This is a genomic window from Azospirillum brasilense, assembly GCF_003349955.1.
GTDB classification, from domain to species: Bacteria; Pseudomonadota; Alphaproteobacteria; order Azospirillales; family Azospirillaceae; genus Azospirillum; species Azospirillum brasilense_B.
This window is the reverse complement of sequence record NZ_QLKQ01000003.1, coordinates 132,043-151,992: the sequence shown is the minus strand read 5'-3', so window position 1 is coordinate 151,992 and position 19,950 is coordinate 132,043. Positions and strand designations below refer to the sequence as shown.

Annotated in this window: 16 protein-coding genes; 7 read left to right on the top strand and 9 right to left on the bottom strand. The window is 69.0% G+C overall.

What is annotated here, in order from left to right:
• Positions 1-125 precede the first annotated feature (125 nt).
• The 5 genes from DXK32_RS02615 to DXK32_RS02595 all read right to left on the bottom strand — a co-directional run bounded on the left by DXK32_RS02615 (position 126) and on the right by DXK32_RS02595 (position 4,913).
• Complete coding sequence (locus tag DXK32_RS02615) at positions 126-1,334, bottom strand: ATP-dependent DNA helicase (protein WP_114857086.1); 1,209 nt, start codon at positions 1,332-1,334, stop codon at positions 126-128.
• A gap of 66 nt (positions 1,335-1,400) precedes the next feature.
• Complete coding sequence (locus DXK32_RS02610; RefSeq protein WP_114857085.1) at positions 1,401-2,594, bottom strand: MFS transporter; 1,194 nt, start codon at positions 2,592-2,594, stop codon at positions 1,401-1,403.
• 13 nt (positions 2,595-2,607) lie between these two features.
• Positions 2,608-3,417 carry an amino acid ABC transporter ATP-binding protein gene (locus DXK32_RS02605; protein WP_014241976.1) on the bottom strand — a complete coding sequence of 270 codons (810 nt, stop codon included), beginning with the start codon at positions 3,415-3,417 and terminating at the stop codon, positions 2,608-2,610.
• A gap of 4 nt (positions 3,418-3,421) precedes the next feature.
• Positions 3,422-4,084 carry an amino acid ABC transporter permease gene (locus DXK32_RS02600; protein WP_014241975.1) on the bottom strand — a complete coding sequence of 221 codons (663 nt, stop codon included), beginning with the start codon at positions 4,082-4,084 and terminating at the stop codon, positions 3,422-3,424.
• Positions 4,085-4,115: 31 nt separating this feature from the next.
• Entirely contained in the window at positions 4,116-4,913 is a 798-nt protein-coding gene (locus DXK32_RS02595; protein WP_114857084.1) for a glutamine ABC transporter substrate-binding protein, read from the bottom strand.
• A 286-nt stretch (positions 4,914-5,199) separates the two neighbouring features.
• On the opposite strand from DXK32_RS02595, the gene hutG reads away from it, so the two are divergent.
• From hutG to DXK32_RS02570, 4 genes are all read left to right on the top strand, one after another.
• Positions 5,200-6,000: an N-formylglutamate deformylase gene (gene hutG, locus DXK32_RS02585; protein ID WP_114857082.1), complete on the top strand. Its 801-nt coding sequence runs from the start codon at positions 5,200-5,202 to the stop codon at positions 5,998-6,000.
• The gene (locus DXK32_RS02580; protein ID WP_247876938.1) at positions 6,000-7,421 is read left to right on the top strand and encodes a formimidoylglutamate deiminase; all 1,422 of its coding nucleotides are present in this window, start codon (positions 6,000-6,002) and stop codon (positions 7,419-7,421) included. The genes hutG and DXK32_RS02580 overlap by 1 nt, the downstream gene beginning before the upstream one ends.
• Positions 7,418-8,206, top strand: a complete 789-nt coding sequence (locus tag DXK32_RS02575) for an IclR family transcriptional regulator (RefSeq protein WP_114857081.1) — start codon at positions 7,418-7,420, stop codon at positions 8,204-8,206. The genes DXK32_RS02580 and DXK32_RS02575 overlap by 4 nt, the downstream gene beginning before the upstream one ends.
• A 233-nt stretch (positions 8,207-8,439) precedes the next feature.
• Positions 8,440-9,051 (top strand): MliC family protein, encoded by a 612-nt coding sequence (locus DXK32_RS02570; RefSeq protein WP_114857080.1) that lies wholly within the window; start codon positions 8,440-8,442, stop codon positions 9,049-9,051.
• A gap of 18 nt (positions 9,052-9,069) precedes the next feature.
• On the opposite strand, the gene DXK32_RS02565 is transcribed toward DXK32_RS02570, so the two are convergent.
• Entirely contained in the window at positions 9,070-9,645 is a 576-nt protein-coding gene (locus tag DXK32_RS02565; RefSeq protein ID WP_205215624.1) for a HutD/Ves family protein, read from the bottom strand.
• Positions 9,646-9,735: 90 nt separating this feature from the next.
• On the bottom strand, positions 9,736-11,775 hold the full coding sequence (locus DXK32_RS02560) for a M3 family metallopeptidase (protein ID WP_114857079.1): 2,040 nt from the start codon (positions 11,773-11,775) through the stop codon (positions 9,736-9,738).
• 631 nt (positions 11,776-12,406) lie between these two features.
• Here DXK32_RS02560 and proV point away from each other — a divergent pair.
• Genes proV through DXK32_RS02545 form a run of 3 tightly spaced genes read left to right on the top strand, consistent with a single transcriptional unit; the run spans position 12,407 to position 15,482 of the window.
• Positions 12,407-13,603, top strand: coding sequence for a glycine betaine/L-proline ABC transporter ATP-binding protein ProV (gene proV / locus DXK32_RS02555; RefSeq protein ID WP_114857078.1), 1,197 nt, complete (start codon positions 12,407-12,409; stop codon positions 13,601-13,603).
• A 2-nt stretch (positions 13,604-13,605) separates the two neighbouring features.
• Complete coding sequence (locus tag DXK32_RS02550; protein WP_114857077.1) at positions 13,606-14,544, top strand: ABC transporter permease; 939 nt, start codon at positions 13,606-13,608, stop codon at positions 14,542-14,544.
• A 41-nt stretch (positions 14,545-14,585) separates the two neighbouring features.
• A complete protein-coding gene (locus tag DXK32_RS02545; protein ID WP_247876937.1) occupies positions 14,586-15,482 on the top strand; it encodes a glycine betaine ABC transporter substrate-binding protein in 897 nt (298 codons plus the stop codon).
• Between the two features lie 2 nt (positions 15,483-15,484).
• Here the strand turns inward: DXK32_RS02545 and DXK32_RS02540 are convergent, their stop codons facing one another.
• Together DXK32_RS02540 and DXK32_RS02535 are read right to left on the bottom strand one after the other, a co-directional pair.
• The gene (locus DXK32_RS02540; RefSeq protein WP_114857076.1) at positions 15,485-18,793 is read right to left on the bottom strand and encodes a PAS domain S-box protein; all 3,309 of its coding nucleotides are present in this window, start codon (positions 18,791-18,793) and stop codon (positions 15,485-15,487) included.
• 13 nt (positions 18,794-18,806) lie between these two features.
• The gene (locus DXK32_RS02535) at positions 18,807-19,874 is read right to left on the bottom strand and encodes an HD domain-containing phosphohydrolase (RefSeq protein ID WP_114857075.1); all 1,068 of its coding nucleotides are present in this window, start codon (positions 19,872-19,874) and stop codon (positions 18,807-18,809) included.
• Between the last annotated feature and the right edge of the window lie 76 nt (positions 19,875-19,950).

Sequence of the window (19,950 nt, the reverse complement as noted above, 5' to 3'; positions counted from 1 at the left end):
CCCCTCTGGGGAGAGGGTCAGGGTGAGGGGGTTGCGCGTGTTGATGTGTTCGGCAAAAGCGCATCCCCCTCACCGGCCCTGCGGGCCACCCTCTCCCCAGAGGGGAGAGGGTTTACTTTCCCCCATCACATGTCGAGTTCCGGCATCCGCCAGTTCCCGCCGAGATCGGCGTTGCGCAGCAGAAGGAACAGCTCGTCCTGCGAGCGGGTGACGGCGGTGTAGAGCCAGCGCCACTTGTGCTCGCGGAAGGCGGCGGAGTCGTCGAGCACGGTGACCGAAGGAAACTCCGATCCCTGGGCGGAATGGCAGGTGATCATCCAGGCCCAATCGAACTGCTGCACGTCGCGCTCCACCCGCGGCGCCTTGGTCTCGCCGCTGTAGTGGGCCTGGAACATCCAGGGATGGACCATCAGTTTGCTTCGGGGCTTCACCTCATCCTCCATATGGACGCCGAGCGACCACAGCCCGTCCTGGCGGCCCCGCCCCTCGGCCGCCGGGCGGGTCAGCGTGCCGATCATGCCGTTGAACAGCCCCTCCTCGCGGTCGTTGCGGCGGCAGATCACCCGCTCGCCCGCCTGGGGCATCACCGTGTCGAAGCCATGGCGGGTGCGGATGCGCCGGGTGAAGTCGGTGCGCACGCGGTGGGTGCCGCAGATGGTCTGGGTGTCCACCCGCAGGGCCAGCGGCTCGGTCACCCGGTTCAGCGGCAGGACATGGGCGTTCCCGGCGGTGCCGAAGCGGCGCGGCAGCTCCTGCCGACGCAGCAGGTGGGCGAGCCGGATCACCGGGCTTTCCCGCGCCGTGCGGTGCGGCTCGACCAGCCGGAAATCCGGCTCGCCCTTGGTCAGCGTGCCCTGGCCGGTCACCGGGGGAAGCTGGTAGTCGTCGGCGATCATCAGGATCTTCTTGCCCGAGCGCAGCAGGTCGCCCGCCACGTCGTCCCCGACCATCGAACCCTCGTCGCAGACGATCAGGTCGGCCTCGGCGAACTTGCCCTCCGACTTGCGGGCGAAGAACAGCTCGCCGGTGTCGTCGTCCTGCCGCGGCGCGTAGATCAGCGAATGCAGCGTCGCCGCCCGGTCGATGCCCTTGCGGCGCAGCACCTGCGCGGCCTTGCCGGTGGGCGCGCCGACCACGAAATTCTCCAGGTTGCGGCGGTCCTGGAGATGGTCCAGCGCGAAGACGGTGGTCTTGGTCTTGCCGGTCCCGGCCTCGCCGGCCAGCCAGAACATCTGGGGGGCCGCGGGGTCGGCGTACCAGGCGTCGATGGCCTGGATCGCCCGGAACTGCTCGTCGGTCGGGGTATCGGTCGGTGTGTCGGTGGTGCTGGGCATGGAGCGCGGGGGAGGGGGGCTGCCGGGCGGGCCACAATAGACCGCCGGGCCGCCCGCGGCCAAGCCTTACGGCTCCGCCCGGAAAGGGCCGCTGATAAGCCGGCGCAGGCCAGCGAACAGGGTCAGCCCGCCTGACACCACCCCGACATAGACGAACAGCGCGTCGTGCCCGAACCACTCCATGGCCGCCGTCGCCAGCAGCGGGCCGAGGGCGGCGCCCAACGCCCAGGCGAGCAGCAGCGCGCTGGCCAGCGGAACCGTCTCCTCCACCGTCACATGGTCGTTGGCGTGGGCCACGCAGATCGCGTAAAGCGACAGGGCGGCGCTGCCCCACAGGGTGAACAGGCCGAGCAGGACGGTCTGCGGCGCCGCCCCGCCGGGCGGGTTGGCGAAGGCGGCGATCAGGAAGGCGGCGACCGTCGCCACCGCGGACACCGCGAAGATCACCAGCCGCCGGTCATGCCGGTCGGAAAACCGGCCGATCGGCCATTGCAGAACCACGCTGCCCACCTGGATGCCCGACATGATCAGCGCCACCCCGGCGGCGGGCAGGGCCAGACCGGCGAGCCAGGCCGGGCCGATGCCGGTGACCGCGGTGTTGCACAGGCCCACCATCAGGCAGCCGGCGAAGGCCACCGGCGCCCGCCGCACATACTGCCAGGGCGAGGGCGCCGGCCCCTTCGGCGCGGCGCCGGCCGGCGGACGGACCGCCGCCACCGGCACCAGCGACAGGCCGTAGCAGCCCGCCGCCAGGACGGTCAGCCACAGGGCCGACAGGTCCGGGCTGGCGAGCAGCATCTGGCCGCCGATCACCGCCACCTTGCAGGCGATCATGTAGAGGGAGAAGACGCTGCCCCGCGATCCCGGCGGGGTCAGGCCGGCCAGCCCGCTTTCCGCGACGGTCAGCATCCCGACATAGGACACCCCCATCAGCAGCCGCAGCCCCACCCAGGCCTGGACGTCGGGCAGCAGGTTCAGCAGCAGCGTGGCGGCGGCGGCGAGCAGCCCGAAGGCGGCGAAGGACCACACCCCGCCCACCCGGCGGATCATCCAGGGCGCCGCCCAGCAGCCCAGGACGAAGCCGACCGAATAGGCCGAGGCCACCGCCCCGACGACCAGCGGCGGGGCCGCCGCCTCGGCGAGGCGGAGCGGCAGCAGGATCTGCAGGATGCCGTTGGCGACCTGGATGACGCAGACGCCGAGGATCAGCGCGGCCAGCACCATGAGCGGCGAGGCGGGCGCCCGGGGGGAGTGGGGCAAGATGGACGGGGCGTCAGTGGTTGCCGGGCAGGGTGTCCAGCGGGTCGTCGGCCGCCGGCTGCGGGCGGGCGCCGGCCAGATGGCCGTCCACCAGCGCGCGCAGGAAGCCGCGGGTGCGCTCCTGGGTCGGGTTGGTGAAGATCTGCTCCGGCGAACCGGACTCGACGATGCGCCCGTCGGCCATGACGACCACGGTGTCGGCGACCTCGCGGGCGAAGCCCATCTCGTGGGTCACCACCATCATGGTCATGCCTTCCTCGGCCAGCGTCTTCATGACCTGGAGCACCTCGCCGACCAGTTCGGGGTCGAGGGCGGAGGTCGGCTCGTCGAACAGCATCACCTTCGGCTTCATGGCGAGCGCGCGGGCGATGGCGGCGCGCTGCTTCTGCCCGCCCGACAGGGTCGACGGATAGACGTCGGCCTTGTCGCCCAGCCCGACCTTGCGCAGCAGCTCCATGGCCAGCTCCCGCGCCTCGGCTTTCGCCATGCCGCGCACCACGACGGGGGCGCGCATGACGTTCTCCACCGTGGTCATGTGCGGGAACAGGTTGAAGGACTGGAAGACCATGCCGGTCTCGGCGCGCAGAGCGTTCAGCTCCTTGTCGGGCAGCGGCTTGCCGTCGGCGATGATGGTCCGGTGGTTGATGCGGATCTCGCCGCGGTCGGCGGTCTCCAGGCAGTTGCAGCAGCGCAGCAGCGTGCTCTTGCCCGAACCGGACGGGCCGATGACCACGGTGGTGCGCGAGGGCGGCACGGTCAGGCTGACGTCCTTCAGCACCTCGGTGCTGCCGAAGCTCTTGTAGACGTTGCGGATCTCGATCACCGGCTTACCCTCTTTCCACGGTCATGCGCTTTTCGATCTGGCGCAGGATCCAGGTGGCCGCGTTGGTCAGCACGAAATAGATCAGCGCCACCGCGATGTAGACCTCCAGCGCGCGGAAGCTGGTGGAGATGATCCGCTGCCCCTCGCGCATCACGTCGTCGATGGTCAGCAGCGACACCAGCGCCGAGTTCTTGATCAGCGCGATGGTCTCGTTGCCCAGCGGCGGCAGCATGCGGCGGAAGGCCTGGGGCAGGACCACCTCCCACATCGCCTCGCGGTAGGACATGCCGAGCGAGCGGGCGGCTTCCATCTGGCCGCGGTCGATCGACTGGATGGCGCCGCGCACCACCTCCGACACGTAGGAGCCGCTGTAGATGCCGAGCCCGATCACGCCGCACAGCATTGCCGGCAGCAGGATGCCGAATTGCGGCAGACCGAAGAACAGCAGGAACAGCTGCACCAGCAGCGGCGTGCCGCGGATGAAGGCGACATAGGCCGACGCGATGCCGTACAGCACGCGCCGCGCCGGGTTGAGGCGGATGATGCCGACGAGCAGGCCGAGCACGGCGCTGAGCAGGAAGGCCGCCGCGGTCACCTCGATGGTGACCACGGTGCCCTTCAGCAGCTCCGGCAACCCTCCCCAGACGGGGGCGAAGTCGAGCGTCACGGGAGGGGTCCTCCGTTCACGAAAAGATCGATCACTTCTTGGCTTCGAACCACTTGTCGATGAGCTTCTGATAGGTGCCGTCGGCCTTCAGCTTGGCGATGGCGGCGTTCACCTTGGTCACCAGCTCGGTGTTGTCCTTGCGCATGGCGAAGCCGTAATCCTCGGTGGTGAGCTGGTCGTCCAGCACCTTCACGGTCGGGTGCGTCTGGGCGTAGAGCTTGGCGGCGGGCTTGCCGGTCACCGCGACGTCGGTGCGGCCGGTCTCGACCTGCCCGAACATCTCGGCGTTGGTCTCGACCTCGACGATCTTGGTCTTCGGGAAATGCTCCTTCAGATGCACGACCGACTTGGTGCCGATCTGCACGGCTGCGGTCTTGCCCTCCAGGTCGGACGGGCCCTTCACGGCGCTGTTGTTCGCCTTGACCATGATGACGAGGCCGCCCGGATAGTAGGTGTCGGAGAAGGCGACGACCTTGCGGCGCTCCTCGGTGATGTACATGGCCGAGGCGATCATGTCGAAGCGGTTGGCCATCAGGCCGGGGATCAGGCCCTTGAAGTCGATGTCCACCCACTCGACGCCCTTGGTGGCGCCCAGCTCCTTGGCGATGGCCTCGACCAGCTCGATGTCGAAGCCGGTCTTCTTGCCGTCCTGCGAGAATTCGAAGGGCGCGAAGGTGGCGTCCACGCCGACGCGGAAGGTGCCGTTCTGCTTGATCGAGGCGATCACCGCGTCCTCGGCGCGGGCCGGGACGGACCCGGCGCCGACCATCGTAACGACCGCGGCGGCGGCGAAGGAGGCGGCGGCGAGAAACTTACCAAAGGACTTCATGGGTCGGAATTTCCCTGTTCGTTGCGCCTGCGTTGCCAGTTTCGCACGCCGGGGAACCCCCTTGCGTAGCGAGCGGCTTGGCAGCGCCGTGTTTTGCCTATAAAACATATGTTGCCCAGGGAAAACAGTCGCGTCAACGCCGTTTGTCATACTGGAGCATGACGGACGCCCTATGGCAACGCCGGTGTTGCGGCCACGTAACGCGAACGCCGCGGAAGCCAGGGGCGACCGAACAGGGACGCAAAAGGTTTTGCTGACAAAACACTTGTCGCACGGGAGAGATGATATGGACGTTTTCGGGTTTCGCGCCGCGCGCCGTCCGGTGCTGGTCAGCCTGCCCCATGTCGGCACGGCACTGCCGGACGGATTCGTCGGCCGGCTGGTGCCGGAGGCGCAGGGCCTGCCCGACACGGACTGGCACCTGCCACGGCTCTACGACTTCCTGGAGGACCTTGGAGTCGGGGTGATCCAGGCGTGTTTCTCGCGCTACGTCGTCGACCTGAACCGCCCCAGCAACGACACGCCGCTCTACAGCGGCGCCACCACGGGCCTCTGCCCGACCACCCTGTTCGACGGGGCGCCGCTGTACCAGCCGGGCGCCGAACCGGACGCGGCGGAGGTGGCGGAGCGGGTCACCCGCTACTGGGCGCCCTACCACGACGCCATCACCGCGGAGATGACCCGGCTGCGCGACCAATTCGGGCGGGCGGTCCTGTTCGACGCCCATTCCATCCGCTCCGTCGTGCCGCGGCTGTTCGAGGGGCGGCTGCCCGACCTGAACATCGGAACCAACGACGGGCACAGCGCCGATCCCGTGCTGAGCGAGCGGCTGGTCGCGGTCGGCGCGGACGCCGGGGCCGACGGCTTCACCCATGTCCTCAACGGGCGCTTCAAGGGCGGCCACATCACCCGCCATTTCGGGCGCCCGACCGAGGGCTGGCACGCCGTTCAGCTCGAGATGGCGCAGGTGACCTACATGGAGGAGGATGCGCCCTTCGCCTTCGACGAGGCGCGCGCCGCGCGGATTCGTCCGCATCTCCGGCGCTTCATCGGAGCGATGGCGGATTGGGCCGAGGAACGGGCGTGATGGAGGCGAAGATGGACGGCATGAGCGGGCTTTTCTGCGAACGGGCGCTGCTGCCCGACGGCTGGGCCTCGAACGTGGCGCTGCGCTTCGACGCGCGGGGGACGCTGACGGCGGTGGAGCGGGACGCCTCGGCAGACGGCCTCCCGCTGGCCGCCGGGCCGGTGATCCCCGGCATGCCCAACCTGCACAGTCACGCCTTCCAGCGCGCCATGGCCGGGCTGACCGAATACGCCGGCGCGTCGGAGGACAGCTTCTGGACGTGGCGCGACGCCATGTACGGCTTCGTCCGCCGTATGACGCCGGAGGCGGCGGAGGCTGTCGCGGCGCTGCTCTACATGGAGATGGCGAAGCAGGGCTACACGGCGGTCGCGGAGTTCCACTACCTGCACCACGGTGCCGACGGGCGCCCCTACGCCGACCGGGCGGAGATGTCGCGCCGCATCCTGGCCGCCGCGGACACGGCGGGGATCGGCCTGACCCACCTGCCGGTGCTCTACGCCCACAGCGGCTTCGGCGGCAAGCCGCCGTCCGACGGTCAGAAGCGCTTCATCAACGACGTGGACGGGCTGCTGTCCATCGTCTCCGCCATGCAGAAGGCCATGGGCACGGAGCGGGCCGGGCGCCGCGCCGGTCTCGCCCTGCATTCGCTGCGCGCGGTGACGCCGGAGGAGATGCGCGACGCGCTGGCCGGCCTCGACGCGCTCGACCCCGGCGCGCCCATCCACATCCACATCGCCGAGCAGACGGCGGAGGTGGACGACTGCGTCGCCTGGAGCGGCAAGCGCCCGGTGGAATGGCTTCTGGAGAACGCCCCGGTCGGGCCGCGCTGGTGCCTCGTCCACGCCACGCACGTCACCCCGGCCGAGGTTGACGGCATGGCGGCGAGCGGCGCGGTGGCCGGCCTCTGCCTGACGACCGAGGCCAATCTGGGCGACGGGCTGTTCCCTGCCATTCCCTTCCTGGCGCAGGGCGGGCGGTTCGGCGTCGGGTCGGACAGCCACATCAGCGTGTCGGCGGCGGAGGAGCTGCGCCTGCTGGAATACGGCCAGCGGCTGGTGCAGCGGCGGCGCAACGTGTTGCGCATCGGGGACTGCCCGTCCATCGGCGGCGGCCTCTACCGGGCGGCGGTGGACGGCGGCGCGCAGGCGCTGGGCCAGCCGGTGGCCGCCAACGGTACATGGGGTGGGATTCAGGTGGGCCAGCCCGCCGACCTCGTCGTGCTTGACGCCGACAACCCGAAACTGCTTTCTCGGACCGACGACAGCCTTCTGGACGCCTATGTCTTCGCCAGCGACGGGCACGCCGTGCGCGACGTGGTCGCGGCGGGGCGGACCGTGGTGCGCGAGGGCCGCCACGTCCGGGAGGACGCCATCCAGGCCGCCTACCGGCGCGCCATCGAGGGGTTGCGCCGGGACACATGAGCGAGACCGATCCGAACACCTACATCGCCCCGGCGCTGCAGCGCGGGCTGGCCATCCTGGAGCTGTTCACGCCGCAGCGCCGGACCCTGTCCCTGACCGACATCGCCAAGGCGCTGGGGATCGGGCGGGCCTCGGCCTACCGGCTGGTCTTCACGCTGGAGCATCTCGGCTACATCGGGCGGGTGGGGGACGGCAAGTCCTACCGCCTCGCTCCGCGGTCGATGCAGCTCGGCTACCATTACCTGTCGGGGCTGGACGGGATCGAGGTGGCGATCCCCTACATCGACGGGTTGCGCGACAGCACGCAGATCTCCGCCCACATGGCGGTGCGCGATGGGACGGAGATCGTCTACGTCTACCGCGCGCACTCGCACATGACGCTGTCGAGCAACATCGCGGTCGGCTACCGCCTGCCGGCCCACGCCACCGCGATGGGGCGGATGCTGCTGAGCGGCCTCACCGACGAGGCCATCGCGCAGCTCTACACCGGCGTGCGGCTGGACCGCTACAGCGACACCACGGCGGTCACGCTGACCTCGCTGATCCAGGAGGTGGCGGAGGACCGCAAGCGCAGCTGGACGATGAACCGCTCCTCCTTCGTGTCGGGGATCGTCGCCATCGCGGCGGCCATCCGCGACCACCGGGGCGAGGTCATCGCCGCCATCAACCTGTCCGGCCCCAGCGCCGTGATGGACCAGCCCGCCACGCTCGACCATCTGCGGACCAAGGTGGTGGAGACGGCCGACGCGATCTCGCACCAGCTCGGCTACCTGCCGCGCGGTTGAAGGGGAGGGGCGGCGAAGCGGTCGCCCAAATGACCCTCTCCCCTCCGGGGAGAGGGAGGGGACCCGCGCCGCAGGCGTGGGGAGGGTGAGGGGGATGCGCTTTTGCCGGACGCCACGCCACGCGCAACCCCCTCACCCTAACCCTCTCCCCGGAGGGGAGAGGGGACACCTTTCCCCGTAGCGTGGAACGCGGCATTCTGACCGAGCTCAGAGAAACGGACGGGAGAAGCTCCATGCCTGCGCATCGCAACGCCCTGCGCATCGCCCTTGTGACGACGCTCGCATGGGGAGGCACCGCCCTCGCCGCAGAAACCGCGGGGCCCTCCTTCTCCTGCGCCACGGTCGAGGCGGGCAGCATCGAACGGATGGTCTGCACCGACGCCGACCTGTCGGCGCTCGACCGCAAGCTGGCCGAGGTCTATGGCCAAGCCACGGGCAAGGCGGCGAACGAACACCCTCCGGTGCTGAAGGCGGAGCAGCACGGCTGGATCAAGGGCCGCAACGACTGCTGGAAGGCCGACGACCGCCGCGCCTGCGTGGAGGAACAGTACCGCCTGCGCATCGCCGAGCTTCAGGCCAGGTACCGGCTGGTGCCCTCGATCGGCCCGGTCCGCTTCGCCTGCGACGGGCAGGCGGCCAACGAGCTGACCACCACCTTCTTCGAGACCGACCCGCCGACGATGATCGCCGAACGCGGCGACGCCGTGTCGCTGATGGTCGGACAGCCGGCGGCGTCCGGCGCCCGCTATCAGGGCCGCAACGAGAGCTTTTGGGAGCATCAGGGCGAAGCGCGGGTGACCTGGGGCTACGGCGCTCCGGAGATGACCTGCCGGAAGGCGCCGTAAGCCCTCACGCCGGCTCCTCTACCCGCGCGCCGCGACGCGGGCGAGGACGGCGCAGGCCCCCGGCCCGGTTTCCAGCGTGGCGGCCGTGTCGTCCAGACGGGCGGTCCAGCCCGGCGACACCCGCGCCACGCTGTCGCCGGTGCGCAGGATCACCTCGCCGTCCAGCGCGTGAACCAGCGCCATGCCACCGGCCGGGATGTCCGCCGCCGTGTCGGCCGGCAGGATGTCGAGCCGGGCGTCGGCCCGCTCGCGGTCGAAGATCAGGTTGAAGTCACGGATCGGCCCGTCCAGCAGGGCGCAATCCACCGCGGCGTCGCCGGAGAAGCGGAATGGGGCGGCGCGGTTGGTGACGGTCGCCGGGACGCCGTCCACGGTCAGCCGCATGCCGGTCCCCTCGACCACGGCGATCAGCCGTTCGTAGCCGGTGAAGGCGGAGAAGGGGCCGGCCTCCGCCACGTCGGCGATGCTGACCCGCCACAGGAAGCGGCCGGCGGCGCCGGGCAGCTCCTGGAGGGCGATTTCGGTGGTCGTGCCGCCGCCGTTCTTCCAGGGCATGCGGCGGTAGCGGGCGGGGTCGAGAAGAGAAACAGCCATAAGAATCCTCACGGGACGGGGGAGGGCGTCCGGCCCATCCCCCATCCCTTGTCCTTCGTATACGTGTCTGCGGCGCCGATGGGCGGTGCGTCAGGCGTCCCCGAGCGACTGGGTCAGGCCCCGGTGCTTGAGAAGCGCCTCGATGCGCGGCTCGCGTCCGCGGAAGGCGGTGTACAGCTCCATCGGGTCGCGGGTGTCGCCCGACGAATAGATCGTCTTCAGCTTCGCCGCAAGGTCGGGATCGAAGGGGTTGCCCATCTCCAGGAACGCCTCGAACCCGTCGGCGTCCAGCACCTCGGCCCACAGGTAGGCGTAATAGCCCGCAGCGTAGCCGCTGCCGGCGAACAGATGCTGGAAATGGGTCGGGCGGTGGCGCACGGCGATCTCCGCCGGCATGCCGATCTTGTCCAGCACCGACCGCTCGAAGGCGGCGACATCCGTGTCGGCGGCGTCGCTGCGGGTGTGGAACTCCAGATCGAGCAGAGCCGCCGCGGTGTATTCCACCGTGCCGAAGCCCTGGTTGAAGTTGCGGGCGGCGAGCAGGCGGCGCAGCAGGTCCTGCGGGATCGGTTCCCCGGTCTGGTGATGGCGGGCGTAGGTCGACAGCGTTTCCGGAACCGCCAGCCAGTGCTCGTAGATTTGCGAGGGCAGCTCCACGAAGTCGCGGCGGACCGACGTGCCGGACTGGCTCGGGTAGCGGACGTTGCTGAGGCAGCCGTGCAGGAAATGGCCGAACTCGTGGAACAGCGTCTCGGCGTCGTCGAAGCTGAGCAGAGTCGGCTCGCCCTTCGAGAAGTTGTTGTTGTTGACGATGATCGGCGACACCGCCCCGTCGAAATTCTCCTGGTCGCGGTAGCTGCTCATCCAGGCGCCGGAGCGCTTGGACGACCGGGCGAAATTGTCGTGCAGGAAGATGCCGACATGCCGCCCGTCCTTTTCCGTCACCTCGTAGACGCGGACGTCCGGGTGGTAGACCGGCAGGTCGGGCCGCTCGGTGAAAGTCAGCCCGAACAAACGGCCGGCGGTGTCGAAGGCCGCGCGCACCATGTTCTCCAGCACGAAGTAGGGCTTCACCTCCGCTTCGTCGATGTCGTACTTGGCCTGCCGCACCTTCTCCGCGTAATAGCGCCAGTCCCAGGGGGCGATCGGCTCGTTCATGCCCTCCGCGCGGGCGCAGTCCTGAAGCTCCGCGCGCTCGGCGGCGGCCTTCTCCTTGGCCGGACCCCAGACTTGAAGCAGCAGCCGTTCGACGGCGGAGGTGTCCTTCGCCATGCTGTCGTCCAGCTTGAAGTCGGCGTAGCTGGCGTAGCCCATCAGCTTGGCCTGCTCGGTGCGCAGCGCGACGATCTCCCGGATCAGCGGGCGGTTGTCGTGTTCGCCCTCATGCTCGCCGCGGCGGATCCAGGCCTCGTAGGCCACCTGCCGCAGGTCGCGGCGGGCCGAGAAGGTCAGGAACGGCTCCACCGAGGAGCGGGCCAGCGTGATGACGTACTTGCCCTCCTGCCCACGCTCCTTGGCGGCCTGGGCGGCGGCGTTGCGCGCGAAGTCGGGCAGGCCGGCGAGGTCGCTCTCCTCCAGGACGAGCTGCCAGTCCTTCTCGTCGTGCAGCACGTTCTGGCCGAACAGCGTGTGCAGGGTCGCCAAGCGCTCGGTGATCGCGGTCATCCGCGCCTTGGCGTCCGGCGGCAGCAGCGCGCCGCTGCGCACGAATCCCAGATGCTGGCGCTCCAGCAGGCGCAGCTGGTCGGGGGCGAGGTCCAGCGTGTCGCGCCGCTCGTAGAGGTCGGCGACGCGGGCGAACAGCGCCGGGTCCAGCGCGATGCGCATGGAATGCTGGGCGAATTTCGGCGCGTAGTCGCGGGCGATGGTCTCCAGCGCGTCGGTGGTGTTGCTGGAGTTCAGGTTCCAGAACACGCCGCTGACCCGGTTCAGAAAGCGCCCGCCGCGCTCCATCGCTTCGATGGTGTTGGCGAAGGTCGGAGCGTCGGGGTTTCCGGTGATCGCCGCGATCTCCGCGATGCTCTCCGCCATGCCATGGTCGAAGGCGGGCGGAAAATGCTCGGCCTGGATGCGGTCGAAGGGCGGCAGGCCGAAGGGCGTGGTCCAGGTTTCGAAGAACGGGTTGCTCATCAAGGCCCCTTGCTGACCGGAAACGGAAGACATGCAAGGACATGGTGCCGCAACCGGTCCGCCGCCACAACACGCCGGTCGCCGCAGGGCGCATCCCAGAGCGGCGAAAAAAGAAGGAACCGCGGCACGTCATTAGGACAATAAGCCTTTAAATTCGCGCTTGAACGACATTGATCCGGCGCCATATCCAACCGAGACATAAAAAGGCTTCAAATCTCTCATAAACTTTGTTAGCCTGTTGTCAGTGGCGGCCAGGAATTGTCCTCTTGAACGCGCTTCAGGAGCGCCAATTCGTGTGCGCATTTCCCTACAACCCCAGTCTGTTTCAGAGGTGACATCGGTATGCATGCATAGATAAATCTGTTTTCTTGTTCATATAGCCTTCAATTTCATGAGTCTTCGCTGTTTTTGCGTTTTCTCATGTAGCTTTACTTTCCCTGTGGTTGGCGGGAGGCGGTCGCGACGCGGCTGTCGAAATTGCTGGCGTGCGGACGAAAGTCCTTGCCTTGCGTGCCTCTCCACCCCGGCACGCCCCTGCTTTCCCCTGCTTCCAATGAAGGCTGCAAGACGGTCCGGTCCCGTTCGGGCTCCGGAACCACACGCATTTTGCCAAGAGCGGAGGCATCAGCGGATGACCGCGAAAATTGCCGTAAACGGCGTCACCCGGATTTTCGGGCGCCACCCACGTCAGGCACTCGACCTGCTGAAGGCGGGTCTTTCCAAGGAAGAAATCTTCAAACGCACCGGCCAGACCGTCGGCGTCCTCGACGCCAGTTTCGAGGTCGAGGCCGGTGAAATCTTCGTCATCATGGGCCTGTCGGGCTCCGGAAAATCCACACTGGTCCGCATGCTCAACCGGCTGATCGACCCGACCGCGGGCGAGATCCGGATCGACGGGCGGGACATCACCAAGCTGTCGCGCGCCGAGCTGACCGAGTTGCGGCGGCGCGACCTGGGCATGGTGTTCCAGTCCTTCGCCCTGCTGCCGCACCTGCGGGTGTGGGAGAACGCCGCCTTCGGGCTGGAGATCGCCGGGGAAAGCCTGACGGCGCGGCGCGACAAGGCGCAGCAGGCGCTGGACGCGGTCGGCCTCGGTCCCTACGCGGAGAGCTTCCCGCGGGAGCTGTCGGGCGGCATGCAGCAGCGTGTCGGGCTGGCCCGCGCGCTCGCCAACGAACCGTCCGTCCTGCTGATGGACGAAGCCTTCTCGGCCCTCGATCCGTTGATCCGCACGGAGATGCAGGACGAGCTGCTGCGCCTTCAGGCCGAACGGCAGCGCACCATCGTCTTCATCAGCCACGACCTGGACGAGGCGATCCGCATCGGCGACCGGCTGGCCATCATGGAAGGCGGCCAGATCATCCAGGTCGGGCGCCCGGACGAGATCCTGAAGCAGCCGGCCAACGATTACGTCCGCTCCTTCTTCCGCAACATCGACGTCACCAAGATCCTGACGGCGGGCGACATCGCCCGGCGCGATCAGGTGACGTTGATCCGCCACACCGGCGAAGGCCCGCGCGCCGCCGTCCGCCAGCTGCGCGAGCGCGACCGCGAGTTCGGTTACGTCCAGGACGGGCGCCGCCGCTTCCACGGCGTGGTGTCGGTGGAAACGCTGGTCTCCGCCATCGAGCGGCACAACGGCTCCGCCACGCTGGACGAGGCGCTGCTTCCGGGCATCGAGCCGCTTCCCGTCGACCTGCCGATGGACGAGGTGCTGCCGCGCATCGCGTCGGCCCCGTGCCCGCTGCCGGTGGTGGACGGGCAGGGCGCCTATGTCGGGGCGATCTCCAAGACCGCCTATCTGGAAACCCTTGGACGGACGCGCTGACCATGGAGTTCAAGCTTCCCATCGGCGATTGGGCCGACGCCGCGGTGATGTTCCTGCTGGACCACGCGCAATGGCTGTTCGACGGCATCGACCTCGTGGTCGGCGCGGTCGCCAACGGCGTCCAGGCCGCCCTGACCTCGCTGCCCGGCGTGGCGCTGGCCGCCATCGTGGTGCTGATCGGGCTGTGGCGGAACGGCTGGCGCTTCGCGCTGTTCGCCGCGGCCGCGCTGTTCGTCGTCGCCGGGCTGGGCATGTGGCATCAGACGGTGGACACGCTGGCGCTCGTGCTGACGGCGACCGCCATCGCCCTGACCATCGGCGTTCCGCTGGGCATCGTCGCCGCGCGCAACGACCGGGTGGAAACGGTGGTGCGCCCGGCGCTCGACCTGATGCAGACCATGCCGGCCTTCGTCTACCTCATCCCGGCGGCCATGCTGTTCGGGCTGGGCCGGGTGCCGGGGATCATCGCGACGATCATCTTCGCCATGCCGCCGGTCGTCCGCCTGACCAGCCTGGGCATCCGGCAGGTCCCGCACGAGCTGGTCGAGGCCGGCCTCGCCTTCGGCTGCACGCCGCGCCAACTCCTCTTCAAAGTGCAGATGCCGACCGCGCTGCCGTCGATCATGGCGGGCATCAACCAAACCATCATGCTGTCGCTGTCGATGGTCGTCATCGCCTCGATGATCGGGGCGGGTGGCGTCGGCAACGAGGTGCTGCGCGGCATCCAGCGGCTGGACATCGGCCTCGGCGTCGAGGGCGGGCTGGCCGTGGTGATCCTCGCGATCCTGCTCGACCGCATCACCCAGAGTTTCGGAAGCCCGGACGCGGGAGGACGCTCCCCCCGGTCCGCCTTGCGCTCCCTGCTGACCCGCCGCCGCGCGGATCAGCCCAAGGACAACACGCACACGTCTCCCACGCACGGAGTCACCGGAGCGGGATGAACCGCCATCCCCAAAACCATACAAAACAAAGGATTGTTTGCATGAGACGCACGTTTCTGAAGATGATGGCCCTTGGCGTCGCCGCCGTGATCGGCAGCACCGCCCTGTCCTCCGCCAGCCTGGCCGCTGAGGACAAGAAGCCGGTCCGCATCGGCTGGACCGCTTGGTCCGACGCCGAGGCGGTGACCAAGCTCGCGCAGCGCCTCATCCAGGAACGGCTGGATCAGCCGGTCGAGCTGGTGCTTGCCGATATCGGCCTGCAGTATCAGGGGCTCGCCAAGGGCGACCTCGACTTCATGATGATGTCCTGGCTGCCGACCACCCACGCCTCCTACCTGGACAAGGTGGGCAAGGACATCGTGCCGTTGGGCATGCTTTACACCCGCGCCCGCCTGGGCTGGGCCGTGCCGGACTATGTGCCGGAGGATCAGGTGAAGACCATCGCCGACCTCGCCAAGCCGGAGATCCGCGAGAAGCTCAAGGGCAAGATCCAGGGCATCGACCCCGGTTCGGGCCTGATGCAGGCGTCGGAGAAGGCGCTGAAGGACTACGGCCTCGACGGCTACGAGCTGGTGTCGGCCAGCGGTGCGGCGATGACCGCCGCGCTCGGCCGCGCCGACCGCCGCCAGGACTGGATCGCCGTCACCGCCTGGAGCCCGCACTGGATGTTCGCCAAGTGGAAGCTGCGCTACCTGGAGGACCCGAAGGGCTCGCTGGGCGGGCTGGAGCGCGTCCACGTCATGGCCCGCAAGAACTTCTACCAGGAACACCCCAAGGTCGCCGAGTTCCTGACCCGGATGTATCTGCCGCTGGAGGATCTGGAGACGATCATGCTGGAGGCCGACGCCACCTCCTATGAGAAGGCGATCGACACCTACATCGCCAACAACAAGCAGCGCGTGGACTATTGGGTGACCGGCGAGATGCCGGCCTCCTAACCCTACACGGGCTCGGAGAGGGCCTCGACGCTGTCCTTCAGCACGCCCTCCAGGCATCCCGCCAGGGCCAGGGCCTCGTCCGGCGGGGCCTTCTCCAGCGCCAGCGCGAGGTCGCCCAGTCGCTTCGCCCCAACGTTCCAGGACAACCCCTTGAGCGTGTGGGCGGCGCGGCAGTGCTCCTCGCCGCTGGCCAAGGCGGCGCTGATCCGCGTCACCTGCTCCCGCGCGGTGCGCGAGAAGCCTTGCACGGCCTCGGACCAGCTCTCCGGTCCAAGCGCCTCGGCAACGCTGTCCACCTGCTCGCGGTCCAGCAGCTCCGCGATCGGGGCGGCTTCCGGAACCGCCTCGGCAACCGCCTTGGGCGCGGGGCCGCCGACCACCGCGCGGATCGCCGCGTCGAGCGCCGCCGGACGCAAAGGCTTCGGCACGAACCCGTTCATGCCCGCCGCCATGCATTCCGGAAGCGAACTGCCCGACGCATGAGCGGTCAGCGCGATCACCGGAACGCCGTTGCGCGGCGCCGGCAAGGCGCGGATCAGGCGGGTTGCGGTCAGCCCGTCCATTCCCGGCATCTGGATGTCCATCAGGACCACGTCGAAGGGCTCCTCCGCCCGCTCCACGCTGCGCACCGCCTCGTCGCCATCCACGGCGGTGACCACGCTGTGCCCGCCGCGCACCAGCAGGCCGCGCACGATGTCCCGATTCACCGCGTTGTCGTCCACCGCCAGTACCCGCAAGGGGGGCAGGGGGGCGGCCGGCGGCGACTCCGCGGCGTGGCGCAGCGCCGCCGGATCGCCCGGAGCGCAGGCGACCGAGAATTGGAAAAGGCTTCCCTTGCCCGGCGCGCTGGTGACGGAAATCGTCCCGCCGAGCAGCCCGCACAGCTCCTTGCAGATCGCCAGCCCCAGACCGGTACCGCCGTAACGGCGGGTGATGGAGCTGTCGGCCTGCGTGAATCGGTCGAACAGCGACGGGACGGACTCCGCGGCGATGCCGATGCCGCTGTCCTCCACCTCGAACTCCAGCAGGAAACGCCCGTCCGGCAGATCGGCGCCACGCCGCGCGCGCACCGCCACATGGCCGGTGCTGGTGAACTTCACCGCGTTGCCGACGAGATTGAACAGGATCTGCCGCAAGCGGGCCGGGTCGGTGACCACCGCCTCCGGCACGGTGGGCAGCATGCGGCAGGACAGGGACAGCCCTTTGTCCGCCGCCGAGGGCTGGAACACCGCCATCACCGCCTCCGCGAGGTCGGCGGGCGCGCAGGTCTCCTCCTCGATGGCGATGCGGCCGGCTTCCAGCTTGGAGAAGTCGAGGATGTCGTCGAGCAGCCGCAGCAGGCTTTCCGCCGAGCGGCGGGCGACGCCGGCCAGCCGCCGCTCCTCCGCGTCCAGCCCTTCGCCGTCCAGCAGGGTCAGCGTGCCCAGCACGCCGTTCATGGGCGTGCGGATCTCGTGGCTGATGGTGGCCAGGAACTCGCTCTTCATCCGGTTGGCGTGCTCGGCGCTGTCACGGGCGCGGCGCAGGTCGGCCTCGATCTGCTTGGCCTTGGACAGGTCGTGGAAGACGCCGATGAAATGCTCCCGCCCGCCGGCCCGCCAGCTCGACAGGGCGATCTCGGTGGGAACCAGCCGGCCGTCGGCGCGCTGCACCGGCACCTCGCGGATCATGCCGCTCGGGCTGCCGCGGCCGCTGGACTGGTAATCGCGGAACAGGCGGTCGTGGCTGGCGGCATGCGCGTCCGGCATCAGGGCGCTGACGTTGCGCCCGATCATCTCCGCCTCGCGGAAACCGAAGAGGGCCTCCGCCGCCGGGTTGAAGCCGGTGATCACGGCGTTCTGGTCGGTGACGACGATGGGCTGGCCGACCGCGGCGAACATGGCGCGGTAGCGCCCCTCACTGTCGGTCAGCGACCGTTCCGCCCGGCGGCGCTCCGTCACGTCGGAGCCGGAGCCCCGGTAGCCGGCGAAGGCGCCCTGGTCGTCGAAGACCGGCTTGCCGCTGAGCGACCAGATACGGATGTCGCCGTCCGGTCCGCGAACCGCGAATTCGAAATCGCGGAAGGGCTGCCGGTCCTCCAGGGTGCGGCGGTGGTCCTCCCAATGAGCGCCGTCGCCGGCTTCGCGCTGGGCGATGTCCTCGCAGCGCCGGCCGCGATACAGCTCCGGATCGCGGATCGACCCGGCATAGGCTCCGGACACGCCGGCGAAGCAGAGATCGGCGTCCATCTCCCAGAACCAGTCGGACGCCGTCTCCGCGATGTCGCGCAGCTTCGTCTTGCTGGCGCGCAGGTGCCGGGCGGCCTCGTCCAGCGTGGCGTGGGAGCGCTCCTGGGCGCGGCTCTGCAGCGTCACCAGCGCGGCCAGGACGAACAGCAGGGCGGTGGTCAGGCCCGCCCCCACGGTGTAGGCCCGCTGCCGCGCCCAGGTTTCGGCCATGAACTCCGCCTCGCCCAGGCCGGCCGTGACGATCAGCGGATAGCTGGTCAGGCGTCGGAAGCTGGTCAGACGGGCCACGCCGTCGATCGAGCTGACGGAGCGCACAAAGCCTTCCGTACGTTCCTTCGCCTCCGTGAAGACGATGCTGCGGCTGACGTCCAGCCCGATGATCCGGTCATCCATGACGCTGCGCGCCCGCAGGATGCCGTCCAGTCCCAGGATGGTGATGACGCCCTCACGGCCCACATCCAGATTGTCGAAGGTCCGCCCGAAGTAGAAGGGGTCGAGCGAGGCGACGATCATCCCGCCGAACCCGCCGTCCGGGGCGGTGACCTTGCGGCTGAGCTGGATCGACCATTTGCCCGACGCCCGCCCGAAGACCGGCCGGCTGATGAACAGCCCGTCGACCGTGCCCTCCTTGTGCACGCGGAAATGCTCGCGGTCGGCCAGATTGACACGGGCCGGGGCGTTGTCCACGCTGGTCTGGATCAGGTCGCCCTTGCCGTCCGCGTAGGCGAGTTGGAGCAGAAGGTCCGAATCCAGCGTCGCGTTGCGCATCACGTCGCGCAGCAGCGGGCTCTGGCTGCCCAGCCGGTACAGGTCGTAGCCGATGAAGGACAGGATGCGGTCGGTCCCGGCGATGGCCCGCGTGGTCTGTTCCGCGATGATGTGCGCCAGATTGCCGGTGTCGCGCTCGGCCCGCTGGAGCGCGTCGCGCCGATCGCGCTCCGTCAGGTAGAGGGCCGCGGTCCAGGCCGCCGCGGTCAGCAGAAGCGTGGCCATCCACACCCCCGCGACCAGCGCCCTGGACCGCAACGCGTAGGCCCGGTGGCCGTGCTCGGGCAGGGATAGGGAGGCGGGAGTGTCCGGCATCGCGTCCTCCCGTCTAGCGGAACGCGGCGCCGTCCGTCCCGGTGAAATCCGGGTCGGGATTGGCGTCGTGAATGGCAAGGATCGACGTCCAGGCGCGCAGGAAGGCATCGACGCAGACCGGGTCGAAATGGCTGCCGCTGTGCTCGACGATGTAGGCCTTGGCGGTGTCGAGCGACCAGGGCTTCTTGTAGGGGCGGGCGGTGGTCAGCGCGTCGAAGACGTCGGCGATGGCGACGATTCGGCAGGCCAGCGGGATCTCCTCCCCCCGCAGGCCCTTGGGATAGCCGGTGCCGTCGTACTTCTCGTGATGGCCGAGCGCGATCTCCGCGGCCTCGCAGATGAGGGGGTGTTCGCTTCCCTGCAGCACGGCGTGGCCGATCGCCGGATGCTCGCGCATCACCCGCATCTCGCTGTCGGTCAGGCGGCCGGGCTTCAGCAGGATGGCGTCGGGAATGCCGATCTTGCCGATGTCGTGCATCGGCGCGGCCTCGGCCAGCCGGGCGCAGTCGTCCGGGTCCATCCCGAGGCTTTCGGCGATGACGCGCGAGTAGCTCGCCATCCGCTCGATGTGCAGGCCGGTTTCCGGGTCGCGGTACTCCGCGGCGCGGGCGAGGCGGGCCACCAGCTCCTGCGCCTGCTGGCGGAGCTGGGCGGTCGCCTCCTCCACCCGGCTGCGCAGGACTGCGGCCTGATCGCGCATCATCCGCTGGCCCAGCCGCAGGCGCAGCAGGTTCTGCGCACGGGCGAGCAGTTCCGGCACGATGATGGGTTTGGTCAGGAAATCGGTGCAGCCGCTTTCGAGGGCGGCCACCCGCAGCTTCACCGACGTGTCGGCGGTGATCATCACCACCGGAACGTCGGCGAGATGCCGCTGGGCGCGGATGCGCTCCAGCACGTCCATGCCGTCGAGATCCGGCATGACATGGTCGATCAGGATCAGGTCGGGCGTGTTGACGGCCAACCAGTCCAGAGCCTCCAGCGGACTGCCCATGCCGATGGGCTCCGCGTCGTCGATCCGCCGGATGACCGCGCTGGTGATGAACAGCGTGGAGGGATCGTCATCGACGATTACAACCTGCATTTTTGCGCCCGCCCCAGACCACCATTTCGGGTATCATTAGAAAATGATACACGGCAAAATCTTAAAGAATCTTGCT

Excerpts from the sequence above, each read along its gene's own strand:
- DXK32_RS02595 (WP_114857084.1), bottom strand. The coding sequence starts at position 4,913 with ATGAAGTCCTTTGGTAAGTTTCTCGCCGCCGCCTCCTTCGCCGCCGCC.
- DXK32_RS02535 (WP_114857075.1), bottom strand. The coding sequence starts at position 19,874 with ATGCAGGTTGTAATCGTCGATGACGATCCCTCCACGCTGTTCATCACC.
- DXK32_RS02550 (WP_114857077.1), top strand. The coding sequence starts at position 13,606 with ATGGAGTTCAAGCTTCCCATCGGCGATTGGGCCGACGCCGCGGTGATG.
- DXK32_RS02565 (WP_205215624.1), bottom strand. The coding sequence starts at position 9,645 with ATGGCTGTTTCTCTTCTCGACCCCGCCCGCTACCGCCGCATGCCCTGG.
- DXK32_RS02545 (WP_247876937.1), top strand. The coding sequence starts at position 14,586 with ATGAGACGCACGTTTCTGAAGATGATGGCCCTTGGCGTCGCCGCCGTG.
- DXK32_RS02560 (WP_114857079.1), bottom strand. The coding sequence starts at position 11,775 with ATGAGCAACCCGTTCTTCGAAACCTGGACCACGCCCTTCGGCCTGCCG.
- proV (WP_114857078.1), top strand. The coding sequence starts at position 12,407 with ATGACCGCGAAAATTGCCGTAAACGGCGTCACCCGGATTTTCGGGCGC.
- DXK32_RS02540 (WP_114857076.1), bottom strand. The coding sequence starts at position 18,793 with ATGCCGGACACTCCCGCCTCCCTATCCCTGCCCGAGCACGGCCACCGG.
- DXK32_RS02570 (WP_114857080.1), top strand. The coding sequence starts at position 8,440 with ATGCCTGCGCATCGCAACGCCCTGCGCATCGCCCTTGTGACGACGCTC.
- DXK32_RS02575 (WP_114857081.1), top strand. The coding sequence starts at position 7,418 with ATGAGCGAGACCGATCCGAACACCTACATCGCCCCGGCGCTGCAGCGC.
- DXK32_RS02580 (WP_247876938.1), top strand. The coding sequence starts at position 6,000 with ATGGAGGCGAAGATGGACGGCATGAGCGGGCTTTTCTGCGAACGGGCG.
- hutG (WP_114857082.1), top strand. The coding sequence starts at position 5,200 with ATGGACGTTTTCGGGTTTCGCGCCGCGCGCCGTCCGGTGCTGGTCAGC.
- DXK32_RS02615 (WP_114857086.1), bottom strand. The coding sequence starts at position 1,334 with ATGCCCAGCACCACCGACACACCGACCGATACCCCGACCGACGAGCAG.